Raw genomic sequence first — 17,296 nt, forward strand, 5'->3', positions numbered from 1 at the left:
CGCGGGCTGGCTGTCCGCTCCGGGTAGGGGTGCGGACGAACTGGTCGGGTTGACCCTCGACCTTGTCGAGGGGTCAGGGTTCCGGGTGTGGAGAACGAGATGCGCAGTATCGGGGAGATGGCCCGGGACGGCGGGCTGAGCGTGAGCGCGCTGCGGTTCTACGACCGTGCCGGTGTGCTGGTCCCGGCCTGGGTGGACCCGGTCAGCGGCTACCGCTGGTACGAGCCCGAGCAGTTGACGGAGGCCCGGCTGCTGGCCCGGCTGCGCCGGGCGGGGACGCCCCTGGCCGACATCCGCCTCGTCCTTGCCGCCTGGACCGGCGGGGACACGGACCTGGTGCGGGGGCTTCTGGAAGCGCACCTGCGCCGTCTCGAACTGGGGCTGTCCGAGGCCCGCAACGAGTTCTCCGCGCTCCGAGCCCTACTCGACCGCAGGGAGACACACCCCATGACCTCGCTCCGCACCACGACCGTTCGGTTGTCCGTTTCTTCCCGTGAGCTGGCCGCCGCGCTGGACGCGGTCCGTTTCGCCGCCGGTACCGACCCGGAGCTGCCGATGCTCAGCGGGATCCTGTTCGATGCCGGAGGAGAGGAACTGCGCCTCGTGGCCACCGACCGCTATCGGATGGCGGTGGCGCGAGCACGCACGGGCGGATATGAGGGGCCACACACGCAGGTCGTGGTTCCCCTTCCGCTCGCCGACGCGATGCGGGCGCTGCTGACCCGGGAACAGTCCGTTCGTCTGGTGGTGGACGGAGACCGTGTGACGCTGGAGACCGGTGACCGGCAGACGTCCGGCCGAAGTCTCGGTGACGAGTTCCCCGACTACCGCCGCCTCGTCCGCCTCCCGGCCGGCCGCCTCGTCCGCGTCGAAACGGCGGCCTTCCGGAAGTCCCTGGAGACCGGTCCGGTGCGCACGGGTGAGACGCGGGAGCAGGCCGGTGAGCTTCCTGACCTCAGTGTGCTCAGGGCGACAGAGGACGGGACCGTGATCATTTGCAGTGACGGTGCCGGTGCCGGTGCCGACGACCGGGACAACGTGGCCGTCAACCGGGAGTTCCTGCTGCAGGCCCTCGCTGCCGGAGCCCGGGACGAACTGGTCCTCGAGCTGGGCACTTCTACGGCGCCGATCGCGATCCGCCGACCCGACGACGAAGGCTTCCTCTCCCTCCTGATGCCGGTGCGTCTGGACGGCTGAGGCCGGCTGCCGCCTGGCGGGATGGGGCCGTGGATCCTGCAAGGTCTGTTGCCGGAGAGGAGTGCCAGAGTCTGCGCATGCTTGGGATCATGGTGGAGACGGGGAGCGGCGCGTCCGGGTTTCCGTCCGGGAGCCGACCGGGCTGGTCCGGCGTATCGGCCTCGTCCCCGGTGTCCTGTTCACGACGGTTCTGGACAGCCCGCCGAACCTCGACGGCGCCCGCGGGCCTCGGCGGCCTGGGTCAGTCGAAGAGGGCGATGAGTCCGTTGATCCAGACAGCGAGGAACGCGAGGGCCCCCATCAGGCATCCAACCCCTGCCAGGAACCCGACGAAAGTGCTTGTCCTGCCGACCGCCTTCTCGCCGGACGGCACGGTGTCCCAGTCGACGGGGTGTCCCATGGCTTCGGAGCAGGCTGCTCGTACCGCTGCCAGTTGCTCTCCGGCGAAGGCTGTTCCGGCCGTAGCCTCCAGGCCCTGCCAGGCAAGTGCTCTCATACGCTGCGGAGCTGTCCGGTATCTCGCCTCGAAGGCGGAGACCTCAGCCGCGTCCCGGTCCTGTTCGAGGTACATCCAGCGCCCCGCTTCGGCAGGTTCTCCGTACAGGCGGTACACCTCGGCCAGGCGCCGGCGGAGCATCAAGTCGTTCGGAAAGGACGACACCAGCCCACGCAGACGCTGTCGCGCGACCGGGACCCGGCCTGCGGCCAGGTCCGCATCCACTCGGGCAAGTGTCTCTCTCAGAGGCATGAACGCATGATCGGTTACCGCGGTGACCACCGTCGAGCGGGTTTTTCCGTCGGCCGTTCCCCGCTCGCCCCGACGGCATCGGCTGGGTTTCGCTGATACCGGCCGCCGACGGTCGCGGGACGGCCCGTAGGCTGCTGGTCATGGACCCGGCCATGACCAATGGTGTGACTGACGAGCCCGTCATCGTCGACGGCACGGAGCCGGCCTCCGACCCGGAACTGGCCGGCCGGTTCGCGGAGTCGGCCCATCAGATCCTCGCGGACCTGGTCGGGGGCGGTGCCGCGTTGGGCTGGGTGGAACCGCCCTCGCGGGACGAGGTGACGGAACTGCTCCGTCACGTCGTCTCCGCGGCGAGGGCGGGGGACGGAGCCCTGCGTGCCGCTTACCTGGACCAACGGCTTGTCGGGTTGGGGTACTGGCTGCGCCACACCCGCCCGACCCACCGGCCGCACGCCGATCTGGAGAAGATCGCCGTAGACGCTGCCGCCCATGGTCGTGGTGTCGGCAGGGCGCTGACCGCTGCCCTGATCGCTGACGCGCGGCAGTCGGGCATCGAGGTCCTTACCCTGGACGCCCGTGGCGACAACTCCGTCGCCCTGCGGCTCTATCGGTCCCTGGGATTCAGGGAGTACGGCCGTCTACCCGCCTTCGTGGCCATCGGCGAACAGCGTTACGACAAGGTCTTCTGCATGCTGGACTTCCGCAGGCAAGGCTGAACTGCCGCCTACCGCCTGCCGACGCCGGGCGAGGAGGGACCTGGCGTCGGCTGTCGCGTCCTGCGGGAACTTTGACGCCGTGCCCGCTCCCCTCTCGGGTCAGGAGTGCCGAGGCCGTCGTGTGCGGCAGGCTGCCGAGTTCGGCGGTGTCGGCCGCGCGGTCGTGCAGGTACAGGAGGTGGCCGACCGTGTTGCCCAGGCAGGAATCTCGGCACGCTGCCGATCGAGGCGGAGAGCGGCTCGGTCGGTGCGGGTCGTGCTGCGGGCACGCCGGACGCAGGCGGAGTCCACGGGGCAGTCGGGGTCGGACAGACACGTCCGGCCTGCCGTATCGGACATGCGTCGGTGTCAGGGCACCTCCGGCCGTACGAGTGCCCGTGCGAAGGGCTCGCCGCTGCGCCGGGCGTACGTCATCCGCTCACGGACCTCGGACAGGGTGCGGGGACGGTAACCGGGGCCGCCGCAGCAGCTCTTGTGGAAGCGGATGCCCACGTGCAGCAGCACGGACAGCGTCCGCCATGCCGCGGTGTCGCGGCGGCGTGGCGGGGCGAAGGCGGAGCCCGCGTGGATCAGCGGCTGCGCGCAGCGGGGACAGATCCGCTGCCGGGGTCGGTCGCAGGGGTCGTACGGCTGCTTGTACGAGGCCCGGCAGGGGAGGCAGACGTACGAGGTCTTCGCGTGGGGCATGTCGGCAGGGTAGGCGCCGCACGGACGGAACTCGACGGGATTTCCAGGCGTGAGCAGGTGAGGCGCAGAGGGCGGACAACCGACCTGCCGACGGCCCCCGAGTCCCCGCCCGTGGCGGGAACGGCGGACCGCCACCCCTTGCCGAGTTCCTGAGCACGGGCCAGGGCACCCTCCGCCAGAGCACGGAACTCGCGGTAGCAGGTCTGTACATACTTCTGGGTGCTGCCGAGCGTGCCGTCCGCCGCCTTGAGATCGAGCATGGGCTTTCTGGCGTCGTGCGCGAGCGGTATGAGACTGCGATAGGTGCGAGGGTACCGTCGTGGCCCTGCCGCAGCACATCACGCCCTGCCGGAGGCGCCGAGTGCGCGGCGGGTGTCGTTCTTGCCCGGCTCCGGCGAGGATCTGGGTGCCGTCCGCAATGTCGGCGTGGAGGTGCGGCTGACAGCAGACGACTCCCGGTGGAGCGCGACCGTGTTCACTCTCGCGGAAGCCGTCGACGACGGCAGCAGTCCTCACACGTCCCGGCCGAGCGAGCAAGGTGTACCGACTGAGACCGGCCTGCGCCACATCACTCACGATCACTCACATCACTTCGACCGGGCTCGAACGCGGTTGCGGTGTCCGACCCCAGGACAGGCGGGCCGGGTCTCGCGCCTCGATCCGCGCCGTCCGCTGCCCGAAGTCCACGGGCGGGGATAAGTTCGTCACCATGGACGACATGGGCTTGCCCGAGCGCTCCGGCGGTCCCGTGACGCGGAGCCGGATCAGCCGTGACCTGGGCGCGCTCGGGCTCGGAGACGGCGACGTCGTCATGTTCCACACCCGCATGTCCGCCATCGGCTACGTGGCCGGCGGGCCGCAGACCGTCATCGGCGCCCTCCAGGACGTCGTCGGAGCACGGGGAACCCTCATGGTGACCTGCGGCTGGAACGACGCGCCTCCCTATGACTTCGTCACCTGGCCGCAGGACCGGCAGGACGCGCTGCGCGCGGAGCATCCCGCCTACGACCCCGTCCTCAGCGAGGCCGACCACGACAACGGCCGTCTCCCGGAAGCGCTGCGCCGTCTGCCGGGAGCCGTCCGCAGCCGTCACCCGGACGTCAGCTTCGCGGCCCTGGGGGCGGTGGCCGCCGAGCTGACGGCCGACCATCCCTGGGACGATCCCCATGGCCCCGGCAGCCCCCTCGCACGGCTGGTCGCCCACGGCGGCCGGGTCCTGCTGCTCGGCGCTCCCCTCGACACCATGACGCTGCTGCACCACGCCGAGGCACTCGCCGAGGCCCCCGGCAAACGGTTCGTCGACTACGAACAGCCGATCCTCGTGGAGGGCCGACGGGTCTGGCGCCGCTTCCACGACATCGACTCGGAACACGGGGCCTTCGACTACTCGACCGTGGTGCCCGAGGGGAGAGATCCGTTCGAGGTCATCGTCCGGGACATGCTCATCTCGGGAATCGGTCGGCGGGGCGTAGTCGGCGCCGCCGACTGCCATCTGTTCGAGGCCGCGGAGGTCGTCGGCTTCGCCATCGACTGGATCGAGAGCAAGTTGAGCGGTCAAGGGGGCGGCAGAGGCATCCGCCCGCCTTGGTCCCGCCGTGGTTGAAGGGATGCGGCCAGGCCGACCGGTGTGCCGGGGCACGGGCTCGCCGCCTCGTGTCCGGTCGGCCGGGGTCGCCGCCGCGGCCGGGCCGTCACGCCTCGATGCGCAGCCGGGTGTCGCCGGTGCGGAGCCAGAGGGTGCCGACCCGTCCGACGCCGCCCGAAGATCCTCACAGTACCGGCTCCTGGGTCGGGGGCGGGCGGAGCGTACGGGTTCTGTACGGGCGTTGTACGGGTCCGATACGTGTCCCGGGCCCTGCGTGTCGCGTTGGGCATCGGAGCGGCGGCGAGCGCGGCCGTGGGCGGGGTGGAGCGGGCCGGAAGGACGTGGGACGGTGAAGACCGTACGGGACGCAGGGGACGCGCGGATCGCACGTACGGCGAAGAACGGGGGCGAGGGGCCCGAGGTGCCGGGTGTGTGGGCGGCCTACGGGGTGGTGCTTCAGTTCCTGCGGAAGCGGGCCGGGTTGAGTCAGCAGCAGCTCGCGGAAGCCATCGGGTACTCGGTGGAGCAGGTCGCCTCGGTGGAGCAGGGGCGGCGGCCGGCCAAGGTGACGTTCACCAGGGCGGCGGACCGGGTGCTGAACGCGGGCGGGGTTCTGGAGGCGCTCCAGGACGGGGTGGACCGGGCCAAGTTGCCCCGGTTCTTCCGCAACTTCGCACTGATCGAGGCGGAGGTGGTGAGCCGGTTCTCTTACGACCCGCTGCTGGTGCCGGGGTTGTTGCAGACGGAGGGGTACGCGCGGGCCCTGTTCGCGGGTCACTGTCCTCCGCTGAGCGAGGAGATCATCGACCAGCACACCGAGGCGCGACTGAGTCGGCAGAAGTTGCTGACGCGGGTGCCGCTCGCCGAGTTGTCGTTCATCATCGGCGAGGAAGCACTGCGGAATCCGGTGGGCGACGCGGAGGTTATGCGCGGGCAGTGGCAACACCTTCTGGAGGTCGGTGCGTTGCGCAATGTCGAGGTGCAGGTCATGCCTGCCGCTCCGGGGTTCCACTCGGGCCTGAACGGGCCGTTCGTGGTGCTGGAGAGCAGGGAGCACCAGCACCTCGGGTACGTCGAGTCCCAGGAAGTCGGGTGCGTGGTGCAGGACCCGGCAGAGGCCAGCGCCTTCGGGTTGCGCTATGGCAAGCTGCGATCGCAGGCTTTGAACAGCGTGGAGTCTGCACGGCTCATCGGACGGCTGGCGGGAGAGACGTGAGCATGAAGCAGGTGACCGAGAACGTGGGCGGACTGCGCTGGTTCAAGAGCAGCTACAGCGGGTCTGGCGGCGGCGACTGCGTGGAGGTGGCCGCCGACCTGGACGCCGTGTACGTGCGGGACTCGAAGGCCGTCGGCGGCGGGCCGGTGCTGCGGGTCGGCCGGAGTGAGTGGGCGGCGTTCGTGGCGCTCACGATGGAGTAGGACTGAGCGGAACGACGGGCTCGTTCTCGTCACTTGGGTGGCTCGGTCCGAGGAGGCTGCGCTGTGCGCAGCAGGCAGCCGACGGCGTACAGGTCTCCGCGGCCGTCCAGCGCGCGGGTTTGGGCCGGCCAGGAGTTCGGGTGTGGCGCAGTCGAGGTCGGCTGGGGCTTCCTCCTCGCGCGGCCTCCGCCGTCGGCGGTTCAGTCCTCGAAGCGGGCGGTGCGGTAGCCGCCGCGGGCCGTGCGTTCCACCTCCTCGGGGTTCCAGGTGTGGGGTACGGCCAGTTTCCAGCGGGTCCGCAGGACCGCGTGCTCCTCGCGGTTCCTGGTCACGAACCACTGTCCCATGCGGCACCACGCCATCGGCTCGTCGCTCTCCGTGGCCACCGCCCGCACCAGCAGCGCCGCCTGCCGTGCCACCGGCCCCTCCAGCGCGGCCTGTTCCTCTGCGGCGGCCTGCGCCTCCAGGTACTGGTTCATCCGGAAGGTGGCCTGGTCGCCGTGCTGGAACATGGCGTAGTCGGAGCCCTCCGCCATCCGCAGCCTGCCCTTCCCCTCGGCCACCGTGCCGCCGCGCACCACCTCCTCCCGGGAGTCCCGCGCGATCCCGCCGTTGAGCCGGTTCAGCAACTTGGCCTTCTCGGGTGTGGCTTCCGGGATCTGACCGCCGCCCGTGCCGCCGAGCGCCGCGTACACCTCGTGCAGGTCGTAGTCCCCGGTGTAGAGGTAGTGCCTCCACCGGGGATCGGCCTTCAGGCGGATCATCTCCGGGCCGCCGCCGGCCGCGTTCATGTCGAGCGGTACGTACTGTTCGCCCTTGGCACCGGTCCGTACGATTCCCGTGTCCAGGACCTCCCGGGGCGGGTGGTCGATCCGTACGCCGATCAGGCCCCGTTCGCCCCAGTGGCCGACGAAGCCGTCCAGGTCCTGTGCGCGCAGCCAACGCAGCACGGCCACCGGGTCCCCCTCCGCCTTCCCGGGCCCGGTGCCGTACCGTTTGCGGACGGACGAGGGCTTGATGGATTTCTCCATGATGCCGTGCGGCTTGGGTCTGGCGCCTTGCGCGATACGCCGGACGGAATGCTCCCCGGTCATCCGGACGGCGATGGTGTATTTGTGTTTCGCGCAGACCGCCGAAATGGGTGACCAGTGGTTCTCCCACACGATGTTCCGCAGCTCGCGAGCCCGCCTGCCCGGTGTGAGGCCCGCGGCGGACCCGTTGTACACGGCGGCCTCGCACACGCGCAGCACGTTGCCCGGTTCCAACGGGATCCGCACGGTTCGCGCGGTGGCCCGGTTGCCCGCCGTGCGCTGAAGACCGAGCACCGCTCGAGGATCGACCACCGGCCGACGTCCGTTCACCGGTACTTCGGCGTCCGGCGGCCGGAGGTTCGCCACGGGTAAGCGCCCGGTGCCGCGGTCCTCCCGCTCTGCCGTTTCTTGTGCAATGCGTCGGGCATTACCTGACATCGGACACCGATCGTCGTTTCCGGAACGGGTAGACGCAAAAGTCGGCTCACTATAGGGCAACGCTGTCCACACGAGAGAGCGAAGTGAACACGGGAAGAAATGCAGCAGGAAAAAGCAAAGAGCAGACATATGAAAGGAGGCGGAACGCGGTCGCTTGAGGGACTCACGAGTGAACGGCGGCATCGGAAGAGTGGCCTGCCGCAGGCCCGGTCGCACCGGGCCTGTACGGGCGTCGTACGGATCTGGGGCGTGTCCCGTGCGCGGTGGGTCGCATCGGGCGTCGCAACGGCGGCGAGCGCGGCCGGCGCGCGTGCCAGTGGAATGCCAGCGGGACGTCAGCGGCAGACGTGCCGAACGGTGAGCGGCGGGCGCTGGAATGGTGCCGTACGCACACGGCGCGGGCCGCCGGGCAACGGCGGCTCCGGCCCGACTCATCGGGAGGCAGCATGAGCAAGGACCTGAGCACCCTCGCGGACGAGATCCTCGAACTCGAGGCCGAGACCTTCGAGATCTCCGACTACTCGGACGCCAGCGAGGTCGTCCTGGCCGGTTCCACCAGCACCAGCTCCACCTCGACGTCCAGCTCCACCTGCAGCACCACCTCCTGCTCCGCCTGACCTGGGCCCGGTGCGGCAGCGCCCGGTCGGTGTCTTCTCCCTGACAGGCCCCAGGGAGCGGGCGCGGACCGGGCGTTCGCGGTGTCTGCGGGAGCGGCCGTACGGAGATACCGGCTCCCGGTGGGAACGTACCCGGCCCCGGTGGCCGTGGGCGCGGCGCACAGATCACGCCAGCGTCGGGAAATCACTGCACGGGGAACGCGCTTGCTGTACGGCGGCGTTCATACCGCACGGGACGGCGACGGGTCCCGCACCTGTGAAGATTTTTTCATGACGGCACGTCAGATCTGGTCCCGGTGGCCGGATTTCGTCTCTCAGGCAATCCACAGTTCCCCCTTGACCCACGGTCTACGCCGGTAGACACTCGCCACGGCCGCAAGGCCAACGACTTCGTGAAGCCGACTTCACAAGTGCTCCATCCCGCCCGCTCCCGCTGGGACGCCGGGGTCCTGTGTGCGCCCCCGCTCGCGGCCGGGACGGACACGTCTCCCAGGACACGGTGTTCCGGAGGGTGCCGTGGTGCGCCGGTATAGCAGGTGTTCGACGGTCAACAGGGGTACTCGGTGCGCTTTCAGCTGCTCGGCCCGCTCAGCATCACCGACGGGCGTGACGTAGTCGTCCTTCCGCCTTCCAAACCGACGTCGTTGCTGGCCGCGCTGCTGGTCCGTCCCGGTGAGGTGGTCCCGGTGGACCGGTTGCGGCAGGCCGTCTGGGGGGAGGACCAGCCGACGACGGCAAAGGCCGCCCTGCAGAGCTGCGTCCTGCGGTTACGCCGGCTCTTCGCGAAGTACGACATCGAGGAGCAGTCCGTGGTCGCGGTCGCGGGGGGCTACCGCGTCCCGGCCGACGACGGCACCCTGGACCTGCTGCACTTCCGCCGTCTGGTGGCCGAGGCGGCCGGGGCCGGGCCCGGGGAGTCCGAACTCCCTCTGCTGCGCAGGGCACTCGGTCTGTGGCGCGGGCCCCTGCTGGCCAACGTCCCCTCCGAACTCCTGCACCGGGACGAGGTCCCCCGGCTGGTCGAGGAGCGGCTGCGCGTCCTGGAGCGCGTCTGCGAGATCCAGCTGGCCCGGGGCGGGTCCCGGGAGGTCCTGGTGGACCTCTGGGACGCCACCCGGGCACATCCCCAGCACGAAGGACTCACCGCCCAGTTGATGCGGGCCCTCTACCAGGTGGGACGGCAGATCGAGGCGCTGGCCGAGTACCGCAGGATCAGGACGCACCTCCGGGACGAACTCGGTGTGGACCCCGGCGCGGAGCTCCGGAGCCTTGAACTGGCCATCCTGCGCGGGGACGAACCCCGGGGCCCGAACGCCGCCGAAGCCGCTTCGCTGGTCCCCGCAGCACGTCCGGCGCTCTTGGCGGCACCCTTGGCGGGGGCGGGAGCCGGAGCGGCCGGAACCGCGGCGACGCGGCACGGACGCCCCTCCTGGTCCGGTTCCGTCCCGCCCGGCGGCGACCGGCCGGCCCCGGATGCCACCCGCCCGGCTGCCACCCGCCCGTCCGCGCCCCGGCTGCCCCGCGTCCCCGGCTTCACCGGGCGCGCCCGTGAGACCGCCCGCCTGGTGGGCCACCTCGGCGGCGGCCTGCCAGGCGGCCGGGCGGACACCGGTCCGGTGATGGCGGTGGTGTCCGGAGGACCCGGCACGGGCAAGACCGGGCTGGCCCTGCACGCCGCGCGCCTGGTGGCGGACCGGTATCCCGGGGGCGGTGTGCTGGTGACAGTGACCGGACCCGACGGCACGCCACGGCCCGCCGACGAGGCCGCCGGCGAACTGCTCTCCATGCTCCCGTCCGACGCCTGCCTCGGATCGTGCCTGGTGATCCTCGACGACGTGGTGCACCCGGACCAGGTACGCGGGCTACCCGGCCTGGCCGGTTGCGGCGCCGTCGTCGTCACCAGCCGAATGGGGCTCGCCGCCCTGGTCGCCACGCACGGCCCGGCGGTGCTGCACCTGGGCGCCCTGCCGCCGCAGGAGTCGTACGCACTCCTCACCGCCGTCCTCGGTCAGGAGCGGGTGGCGGCCGAGGCCGCGGCCGCCCGGGCCCTCGCGGACCTGTGCGGGCATCTCCCGCTGGCGCTGCGGATCGTGGCGGCCCGGCTGCTGACCAGGCCGAAGCTGCGCCTGGCGGACCACACCGCATGGCTGCTGCGGGACCTGCCCGCCCGGCTGGCACTTCCCGACGATCCCCGGATGTCCGTACCGCTGGCCCTCGACGGCGCCCTGGACAGGCTGGGCGCCCCGCTCGCGGACGCCCACCTGCGCCTGGCACGGCTCGACGGGCGGATCTCCGTACCCGGCGCGGCCGCCGCGCTCGCCGTCCCGGAGACCCGTGCCGAGGAGGTGCTGGAGCTGCTTCTCGACACCGGACTCCTCGACGAGGAGCAGCCCGGGGCCCTCCGGATGAACTCCCTGTTCCGTGCTCACGCGCTGGACAGGGCGGCCCGGACCGGAGACCTTCCGCAGGCCACCGCCGACACGGCCCTGCACACGCTTGCGTCCGGAGCCGGCCTCGCCCGATCCGGCCGGGCCCGGACCGGCTGAGCCCGGACCGGGCGAGACAGGTTTCGCCCGACGGCCCCGGGCCGCGTCCGGTGGTCCGGACCTACCGTCCGGTGGTCCGGACCTGCCGGCCGAATAACACGAACGCCTCGCCGTTTCCCACCCGTTCAGAACCGAGTGGCCGCCAGGCCCCGACCCGGAGGTGTGATCCCCGCATGCCCACGACGCCGTACGAGGAGACCGCGGACACCCGGCCCAGGGTGCGCCGCGACGTGCTGTACACCGAGACACCCGGCGGCGTGGTCTTCCACAACGCCGACGGAGGTTTCCAGCTCAGCTCGCCGTCCGCCTACCGGTTCGCCACCCTGCTCGTCCCCCACCTGGACGGGAGCCGGACCGTGGCGGAGATCTGCGCGGGTTTCAGGGACCCGCAGAAGGCGATGGTGGGCAGCCTGGTCAAGGCGCTCTACGGCCGCGGCTTCGCCCGGCCCGTGCCAGAACCGGCCGGGGCGGAGCCGGGCGGAGCCGTGCCGCCTGCGGTCGCCGACCGCTTCGGGCAGCAGATCGCGTACATCGACCACTACGTGGACGGCGCCGCCGGCAGGTTCGCCGCGTTCCGCGGCACCCGCGTGGCCGTGCTCGGCGACGGTCCGGTCGCCCGCTGGTGCGCGCTCTCGCTGATCCGCAACGGCTGCGCCCACGTCGGGGTGGAGCCCGCCCTGGCCGAGAATCCCGCCACCGCCTCGGAGTTCGGCGCGCTGCGGGCCGAGGCCGCGGAACTCACCGCGCAGGGCAGCCCCGCCGAGGTGGTGATTCTGCCCGGCGCCGAAGCCGGCGCGGGGACCGGGTCGGGGTCGGGGTCGGGGTCGGGGTCGGGCACAGTAGGCGGCTGGAGCGCGTACGAGGGCTACGCCGTGGTGGTCGCCGCCTGTGGCCGGGAGGCGTTCCGGACCGCGGTCGCCCTGCTCGGCCAGGGTGTTCCCGAGGGCCGTTTCCTCCTGCCGGCCTGGGGCTTCGGCAACCGGGTCGTGGTCGGACCGCTCGGCGCGCAGGACTCCGCGGGCTGCCCGGTCTGCGCGGCGCTGCGGCTCGGCGCGACGGGGGACGCGGCGGTCGCGGCCGACCTGTGGAGCGGCGTCGCCCTGGGCGGTCTCGCCCTGAGCGGCACCGGCGGAACGGTTTCGGACCCCGGCCCCGCCGGTAGCCCCGGGCCGCGCGGACCGCTCGCCGCGATGCTCGGCAATCTGCTCGGCTACGAGGTGTTCCGCCTGGTCACCAAGGCGCTGCCGACCGAGACCCGGGGGCAGATCCTGCTGCAGGACATGGCCTCCTTCGACGTCCTCGCGGAGCAGTTGCTGCCCCATCCGCGCTGCCCGTTCTGCCGTACCCCGCCCGCCGCTCCCGAGCCCGTCGACCTCACCGCGGCCCCGGACCGGCCCGCCTTCCAGCCGGTCGTCGCCGCCGCCCCGGACGCCGGGACGGACGAGGGGCCGCTTGCCGAGCTCGACCGCCGCTCCGTCGCGGTCCGGCCGTCCGTCGGAGTGTTCACCCGGTACGCGGACGAGCCCGTTGCCCAGAGCCCGTTGAAGGTCGGCGCCGTCGAGATCGCTCTGGGCACGGCCGGGACCCGGACCGTCGTCGCGTTCGACGTCCGTCACACCGCGGGCGCCCGGCTGCGGGCCCTCGACGCCGCCGCCGTGGTCTACGCCGAGTATGTGGTGCCCGCTTCCCCGGCGCCGCGCGGTACCTCCCTCGGGGACCAACCGGACGCGCCGCCGAGGACGGACCCGGACGCGCTGACCACGGCCACCGGCGCCGGGGGCGACCCGGTCGCCTCCTGGGCCCTGGCCACCTCACTGGTGACCAAGGAACAGTCGCTGGTGCCGGCCGGAGCCGTGCGGCCCTTCGGCCCGGACAACCAGGACCGCCGATTCGAACCGTCCCGCGCCGGGGCCGGGGCGGGCGACGGCCTGCCCGGGGCCGCGGCGGCCGGGCTGCTGTCCGCGCTCGCCCACGACGCGCTGCAGCGGTCCGTACGCGGGGCCGGGCGTACCGCGGTGATCCCATCGGCCGTACTGGCCGACGATCCCGAGGCGGCCTTCCTGCTGCGCTCAGCCGGTCATCTCGGTCTGGACGTCGAACTCCTCGATCTCGGCGAGGCGGACCGCACCGGGGTGTCCGTCGTTCTGGCCAGGACCCGGCCCGCGGATCCGGACGAGCCGGTGCGGTGGGCCACCGGTGCCGCCCTGGACCGGGCCGCCGCGGCCGTCGACGCCCTGCGTGACCTGCTGGGCGCGCTCCAGCTCGCCGAGGAGGGGCTGCCGGGCGCGCCGGACACCGGTGACCCGCTGCTGGCCGATCTCGACGCGGCGCTGATACCGGTCACGGAGCACGTACCGGTCACGGCGCAGGACAACCCCGCCGGGCGGCCCGCGGTGACCTGGGCGGAGGTCCTGGAGCGGCTGGCCGACGCCGGGCGGGACGCGTTCGTCGTGCCCACGCACGGCGCCGACCTGCCCGCGGCCGGGATCCACACGGTCCGGGTACTGCTCACCAGGACGGCCGCCCATGACCGCTGACCTCGCCGGAGCCACCGCCACCGCCGACGGGGCCGGGGCACCGGAGTCCGGGGCACCGGAGCACCCCTTCGCCGGGGAACTCCGCCGTGCTCTCGGGGACCTGCCGTCCGGACCCGGCCGCCAGGTCCCCGGGATCACGGTCCGCGCCCTCGGCATGCGGGACGCCTTCGCCGACACCGCCCGTCTTGAGGACGAGGACGAGGGTGAGGGCGAGAAGGGCGGCACTCTTCCGGTGCACCTCTACGGCCGGCACGTGATGGTCGGGCCGTGGCCCGCGGAGGGACGGGCCGGCTGCGGCGGCTGTCTGCGGCGCCGGTGGCAGGGGGTGCGGTCGGTCGGGCTGCGGGAGGGGATCGAACTGCGGGGCGGCACCCGCGAGGCGGGCCTCTGGCCCTACGCGGTGCCGTTCGCCGCGCAGGCCGTCGCCGCGCTGATCGCCCGGCTGGCCGCCGCTCCCCCGGACAGGCTTCGGCCGTTCCCCGATGTGTGGCTGGTGGACCTGGAACAGCTGACGGTCCGTCATCATCCGCTGGTTCCCGAGCCGGACTGCCCCGGCTGCGGCGCACCGGAGCCGGTGACCGCCGGGTCGGCCGTCCTCGCCCTGCGGCCCGCGCCCAAGTACCGGGCGGGCATCAGCAGGGTCCGGCCGGTGGACGCGTACGGCCTCCAGGTGGACGCGTTCGCCAACCCGCACTGGGGCGCTGTCGGGCCGTCGGTGGTGTGCGACGTCACCTCGCCGACCACCTCGGCCACCGTGGGCTGCTTCTCCAGCCGCTCCGGCGACTATCTGCGGGAGACGTTCTGGGGCGGCCACGCCGACACCTACCGCGTCAGCACCCGGATCGGCATCCTGGAGGGGCTGGAGCGCTACAGCGGGATGCGCGCCCGGGGCCGCGCCGTCACGCTGACCGCCTCCCTGGACGAGCTCGGGCCGGCCGCCGTCGACCCGCGTGAGACCGGCCTGTACACGGACGACTTCCACCGGGCCAACCCCTGGGTTCCGCCGTTCGCCCCGGACCGGCCCGTCCCGTGGGTGTGGGGCTGGTCGCTGCGCGACGCGGTGCCCCGGCCCGTCCCCGAGATCCTCGCTTTCTACCACAAGCCGGGAATCGAGCACCGGTTCGTCCAGGAGAGCTCCAACGGCTGTGCGTCCGGGGGCAGTCCGGAGGAGGCCGTACTCAGCGGCCTGCTGGAGGTCCTGGAGCGGGACGCCTTCCTGCTCGCCTGGCACGGGAGTCAGCCGCTGCCCGAGATCGACCCGGCGACCAGCGCCGACCCGCGCACCCGGCTGATGGTGGACCGGATGGCCCTGTACGGCTACCGGGCCAGGTTCTTCGACACCCGGATCACCTTCCCCGTCCCCGTGGTCACCGCGGTCGCCGAGCGGTTCGACGGCGGGCCCGCCCGGATGTGCTTCGGGGCCGGTGCCGCCCTCGACCCCGAGGCCGCGCTCGCCGCGGCCCTGTGCGAGATCGCCACCGACTCCGTGCAGTTGCTGCAGCGCTTCCGGCGCGACGAGGCCGCGTACCGCGCCATGGCCGAGGACTTCCGGAAGATCACCAGTCTGCACGACCATCCGCTGGTGTACGCGGTGCCGGAGATGGGCCGCCACGCCGACTTCCTGCTCCGCCGGTCCCCGCCCTCCGCGCCGGTGGGCGTGGCTGGCCTGCGCTGGGCGCACGCCGACGGCTCCGGTCCGGACGTACGGGACGACCTGCTCGCCGTGGTGAGCGCCGTGACGTCCGCCGGATTCGACGTGGTGGTCGTCGACCAGACCGCGCCCGAGCAGCGCGTACTCGGTCTCCACACGGTGAAGGTGCTGGTGCCTGGCCTGCTCCCGCTCGACTTCGGCTGGACACGGCAGCGTGCCCGGCATCTGCCCCGGATGCGCACCGCGCTGCGTGAGGCGGGCCTGCGAGCGGACGACCTGGCCGAGTCCGACCTCAACCCCGGCCCGCACCCGTTCCCTTGACCGGACAAGACACAAGACACAAGACCGAGCAAGACCATGAAAGACCCAGGAGAGGGGGAACCCGTGGGCTACGCCCATGAGTACGCGCACGCCGTCCTGCACCGGGGCCGCGTCCCGATGGAGCCCACCGACCACGTCGTGAACTGGGCCGACGGCCCGCGCAAAGGCAAGTACTACCCGCACGCCGAGGCGTTCGCCCTGCCCGGAACCGAGAACCTGCCCGACGTGCCGATCGCGCCCGGCCTGCTGCCCGACGTGCCGCCGATCGGGGCCGATCTGCCACCCGGGACCGACATGCCACCCGGCACCGGCGCGACCCGAAGCACCGGCGGCACGACCGGATTCAGCCTCCCGCTGCTGTCGGCCATGCTCCAGGACTCCTACGGGCTGACCGGGCGTCGCCTCGGCATCCAGGCAAACACCGACCTCGCCGGGCTGCCGTTCCACACCCACCCGAACTGGTCGCGCGGCACCGCGGGCGGCGGCGGGCTCTACCCGGTCGGCATCCACTGGGCGTCCGGCCCCTCCGGCCCGCTCCTGCCGGGTCTCCACTACTACGACGTCCAACGGCACGCCCTGCAGCGGCTGCTGGCCGGCGATGTCACGGACCGGGTCCGCGACGCCCTGGGCCCGGACGCACCCGCGGAGGCTCTGGAAACCGACCAGTATCTGGTCCTCGGCGTGAAGTACTGGCAGAACTCGTTCAAGTACAACAGCTTCTCGTTCCACGTGGTCTGCACCGACCTCGGAACCCTGCTGCAGACCTGGCGGATCTGGGCTGCCGCCCGGGGACTGCGGCTCGCGCCCGTGCTGTGGTTCGACGAAGCCCGGCTGAACGGACTCCTCGGTGTGCCCGGAGAGGAGGAGGCCGTGTTCGCCGTCGTACCGCTGCACTGGGACCGGCAGGCACCTCTCCCGGACACCGCCCGCCACGACGGCCCGCACCGGGACGCCGCGCGTACGGACCCCCGCGAGCGGCCCGCCGAACGCACGGACCCTCACCACCGGCCCGCCGTCCGGCATCGTGACAGCGAACGTTCGCGTACCCTGCTGGACTTCGCCGCGCTGCGCGGCATGCACGCGGCGACCCGGGAAGGCGCCGCCGTCCGGCCCGCCCCGGGCGCACTGGCCGCCGCGGCGGCCCTCCGCACCGAGCCGGACGGCACCCGTGTCGCCCTGCCCGCGCCGACCCTGCCGGACACCGGCCTGCGCCGCACCCTGCGCGCGCGCCGCAGCAGCTTCGGCAGGTTCGACGCCCGGAACGAGACCGGCCAGGGGCAGCTGTCGGCGGTGCTGGCCGCCTGCGCGGGAACCCGGCTGGCCGGTGACACCGATCCGTCCGGTGAGATCCGGCTCGCCAGGCTCTACGTCTTCGCCAACCACGTGGAGGACGTGGCGCAGGGTGCGTACGCCTACGATCCGGACCGCGGCGACCTGCGCCTGGTCGCCCCCGGCCCGCAGGGCACTTTCCTGCAGGAGAACTACTTCCTGTCCAACTACAACCTCGAACAGGCCGGTGCGGTCCTGGTGCCCACCGTACGGACCACCGCTGTCCTGGACGCGGTCGGCGACCGCGGCTACCGGCTCGCCGTCGGCACCGCCGGAGCGGTCTCCCAGAGTTTCTACCTGGCAGCCGCCGCCCTGGAGCTGGGCGCCGGTGTGGCACTCGGCTTCGACAACGTCTCGTTCGTCGAGCGCCTCGGGCTGGCGGACGGCGACGAGGCCCCGCTGCTCATCATGGCCCTCGGCCATGAACGGCCCGGACCCGCCGACTTCCGCCACGAGATCGCCTGACGGCCGCCG

Annotated in this window: 13 protein-coding genes; 10 read left to right on the forward strand and 3 right to left on the reverse strand. The window is 72.4% G+C overall.

Annotated elements, in window-relative coordinates:
- Positions 1-99 precede the first annotated feature (99 nt).
- Positions 100-1,197 (forward strand): MerR family transcriptional regulator, encoded by a 1,098-nt coding sequence (locus ABZ862_RS29460; RefSeq protein ID WP_360964410.1) that lies wholly within the window; start codon positions 100-102, stop codon positions 1,195-1,197.
- Positions 1,198-1,438: 241 nt separating this feature from the next.
- Here ABZ862_RS29460 and ABZ862_RS29465 read toward each other — a convergent pair whose 3' ends face one another.
- Positions 1,439-1,945: a DUF6584 family protein gene (locus ABZ862_RS29465; protein ID WP_360964412.1), complete on the reverse strand. Its 507-nt coding sequence runs from the start codon at positions 1,943-1,945 to the stop codon at positions 1,439-1,441.
- Positions 1,946-2,097: 152 nt separating this feature from the next.
- Between ABZ862_RS29465 and ABZ862_RS29470 the strand changes: the two genes are divergently transcribed.
- On the forward strand, positions 2,098-2,661 hold the full coding sequence (locus ABZ862_RS29470) for a GNAT family N-acetyltransferase (protein WP_360964415.1): 564 nt from the start codon (positions 2,098-2,100) through the stop codon (positions 2,659-2,661).
- A 348-nt stretch (positions 2,662-3,009) separates the two neighbouring features.
- Here ABZ862_RS29470 and ABZ862_RS29475 read toward each other — a convergent pair whose 3' ends face one another.
- Positions 3,010-3,348: a deoxyxylulose-5-phosphate synthase gene (locus ABZ862_RS29475; RefSeq protein ID WP_360964418.1), complete on the reverse strand. Its 339-nt coding sequence runs from the start codon at positions 3,346-3,348 to the stop codon at positions 3,010-3,012.
- 709 nt (positions 3,349-4,057) lie between these two features.
- Here ABZ862_RS29475 and aac(3) point away from each other — a divergent pair.
- The 3 genes from aac(3) (at position 4,058) to ABZ862_RS29490 (ending at position 6,352) form a co-directional block, all read left to right on the forward strand.
- Complete coding sequence (gene aac(3) / locus ABZ862_RS29480; protein WP_360964421.1) at positions 4,058-4,951, forward strand: aminoglycoside 3-N-acetyltransferase; 894 nt, start codon at positions 4,058-4,060, stop codon at positions 4,949-4,951.
- A gap of 364 nt (positions 4,952-5,315) precedes the next feature.
- Positions 5,316-6,149 (forward strand): helix-turn-helix transcriptional regulator, encoded by an 834-nt coding sequence (locus ABZ862_RS29485; RefSeq protein ID WP_360964608.1) that lies wholly within the window; start codon positions 5,316-5,318, stop codon positions 6,147-6,149.
- A gap of 2 nt (positions 6,150-6,151) precedes the next feature.
- The gene (locus tag ABZ862_RS29490) at positions 6,152-6,352 is read left to right on the forward strand and encodes a DUF397 domain-containing protein (protein WP_360964423.1); all 201 of its coding nucleotides are present in this window, start codon (positions 6,152-6,154) and stop codon (positions 6,350-6,352) included.
- Positions 6,353-6,552: 200 nt separating this feature from the next.
- On the opposite strand, the gene ABZ862_RS29495 is transcribed toward ABZ862_RS29490, so the two are convergent.
- Complete coding sequence (locus ABZ862_RS29495) at positions 6,553-7,695, reverse strand: hypothetical protein (protein ID WP_360964426.1); 1,143 nt, start codon at positions 7,693-7,695, stop codon at positions 6,553-6,555.
- A 572-nt stretch (positions 7,696-8,267) separates the two neighbouring features.
- Here ABZ862_RS29495 and ABZ862_RS29500 point away from each other — a divergent pair.
- The 5 genes from ABZ862_RS29500 (at position 8,268) to ABZ862_RS29520 (ending at position 17,287) form a co-directional block, all read left to right on the forward strand.
- A complete protein-coding gene (locus tag ABZ862_RS29500; protein ID WP_360964429.1) occupies positions 8,268-8,438 on the forward strand; it encodes a thiazolylpeptide-type bacteriocin in 171 nt (56 codons plus the stop codon).
- Between the two features lie 563 nt (positions 8,439-9,001).
- Positions 9,002-10,984, forward strand: a complete 1,983-nt coding sequence (locus ABZ862_RS29505; protein ID WP_360964432.1) for an AfsR/SARP family transcriptional regulator — start codon at positions 9,002-9,004, stop codon at positions 10,982-10,984.
- A gap of 173 nt (positions 10,985-11,157) precedes the next feature.
- A complete protein-coding gene (locus tag ABZ862_RS29510; RefSeq protein WP_360964435.1) occupies positions 11,158-13,521 on the forward strand; it encodes a TOMM precursor leader peptide-binding protein in 2,364 nt (787 codons plus the stop codon).
- The gene (locus tag ABZ862_RS29515; protein ID WP_360964439.1) at positions 13,511-15,493 is read left to right on the forward strand and encodes a TOMM precursor leader peptide-binding protein; all 1,983 of its coding nucleotides are present in this window, start codon (positions 13,511-13,513) and stop codon (positions 15,491-15,493) included. The genes ABZ862_RS29510 and ABZ862_RS29515 overlap by 11 nt, the downstream gene beginning before the upstream one ends.
- Before the next feature lie 63 nt (positions 15,494-15,556).
- Positions 15,557-17,287 carry a nitroreductase family protein gene (locus tag ABZ862_RS29520; protein WP_360964442.1) on the forward strand — a complete coding sequence of 577 codons (1,731 nt, stop codon included), beginning with the start codon at positions 15,557-15,559 and terminating at the stop codon, positions 17,285-17,287.
- Positions 17,288-17,296: the final 9 nt, after the last annotated feature.

Origin of the sequence: Streptomyces sp. NPDC047000, assembly GCF_040644295.1 — a bacterium.
In the GTDB taxonomy this organism is placed as follows: domain Bacteria; phylum Actinomycetota; class Actinomycetes; order Streptomycetales; family Streptomycetaceae; genus Streptomyces.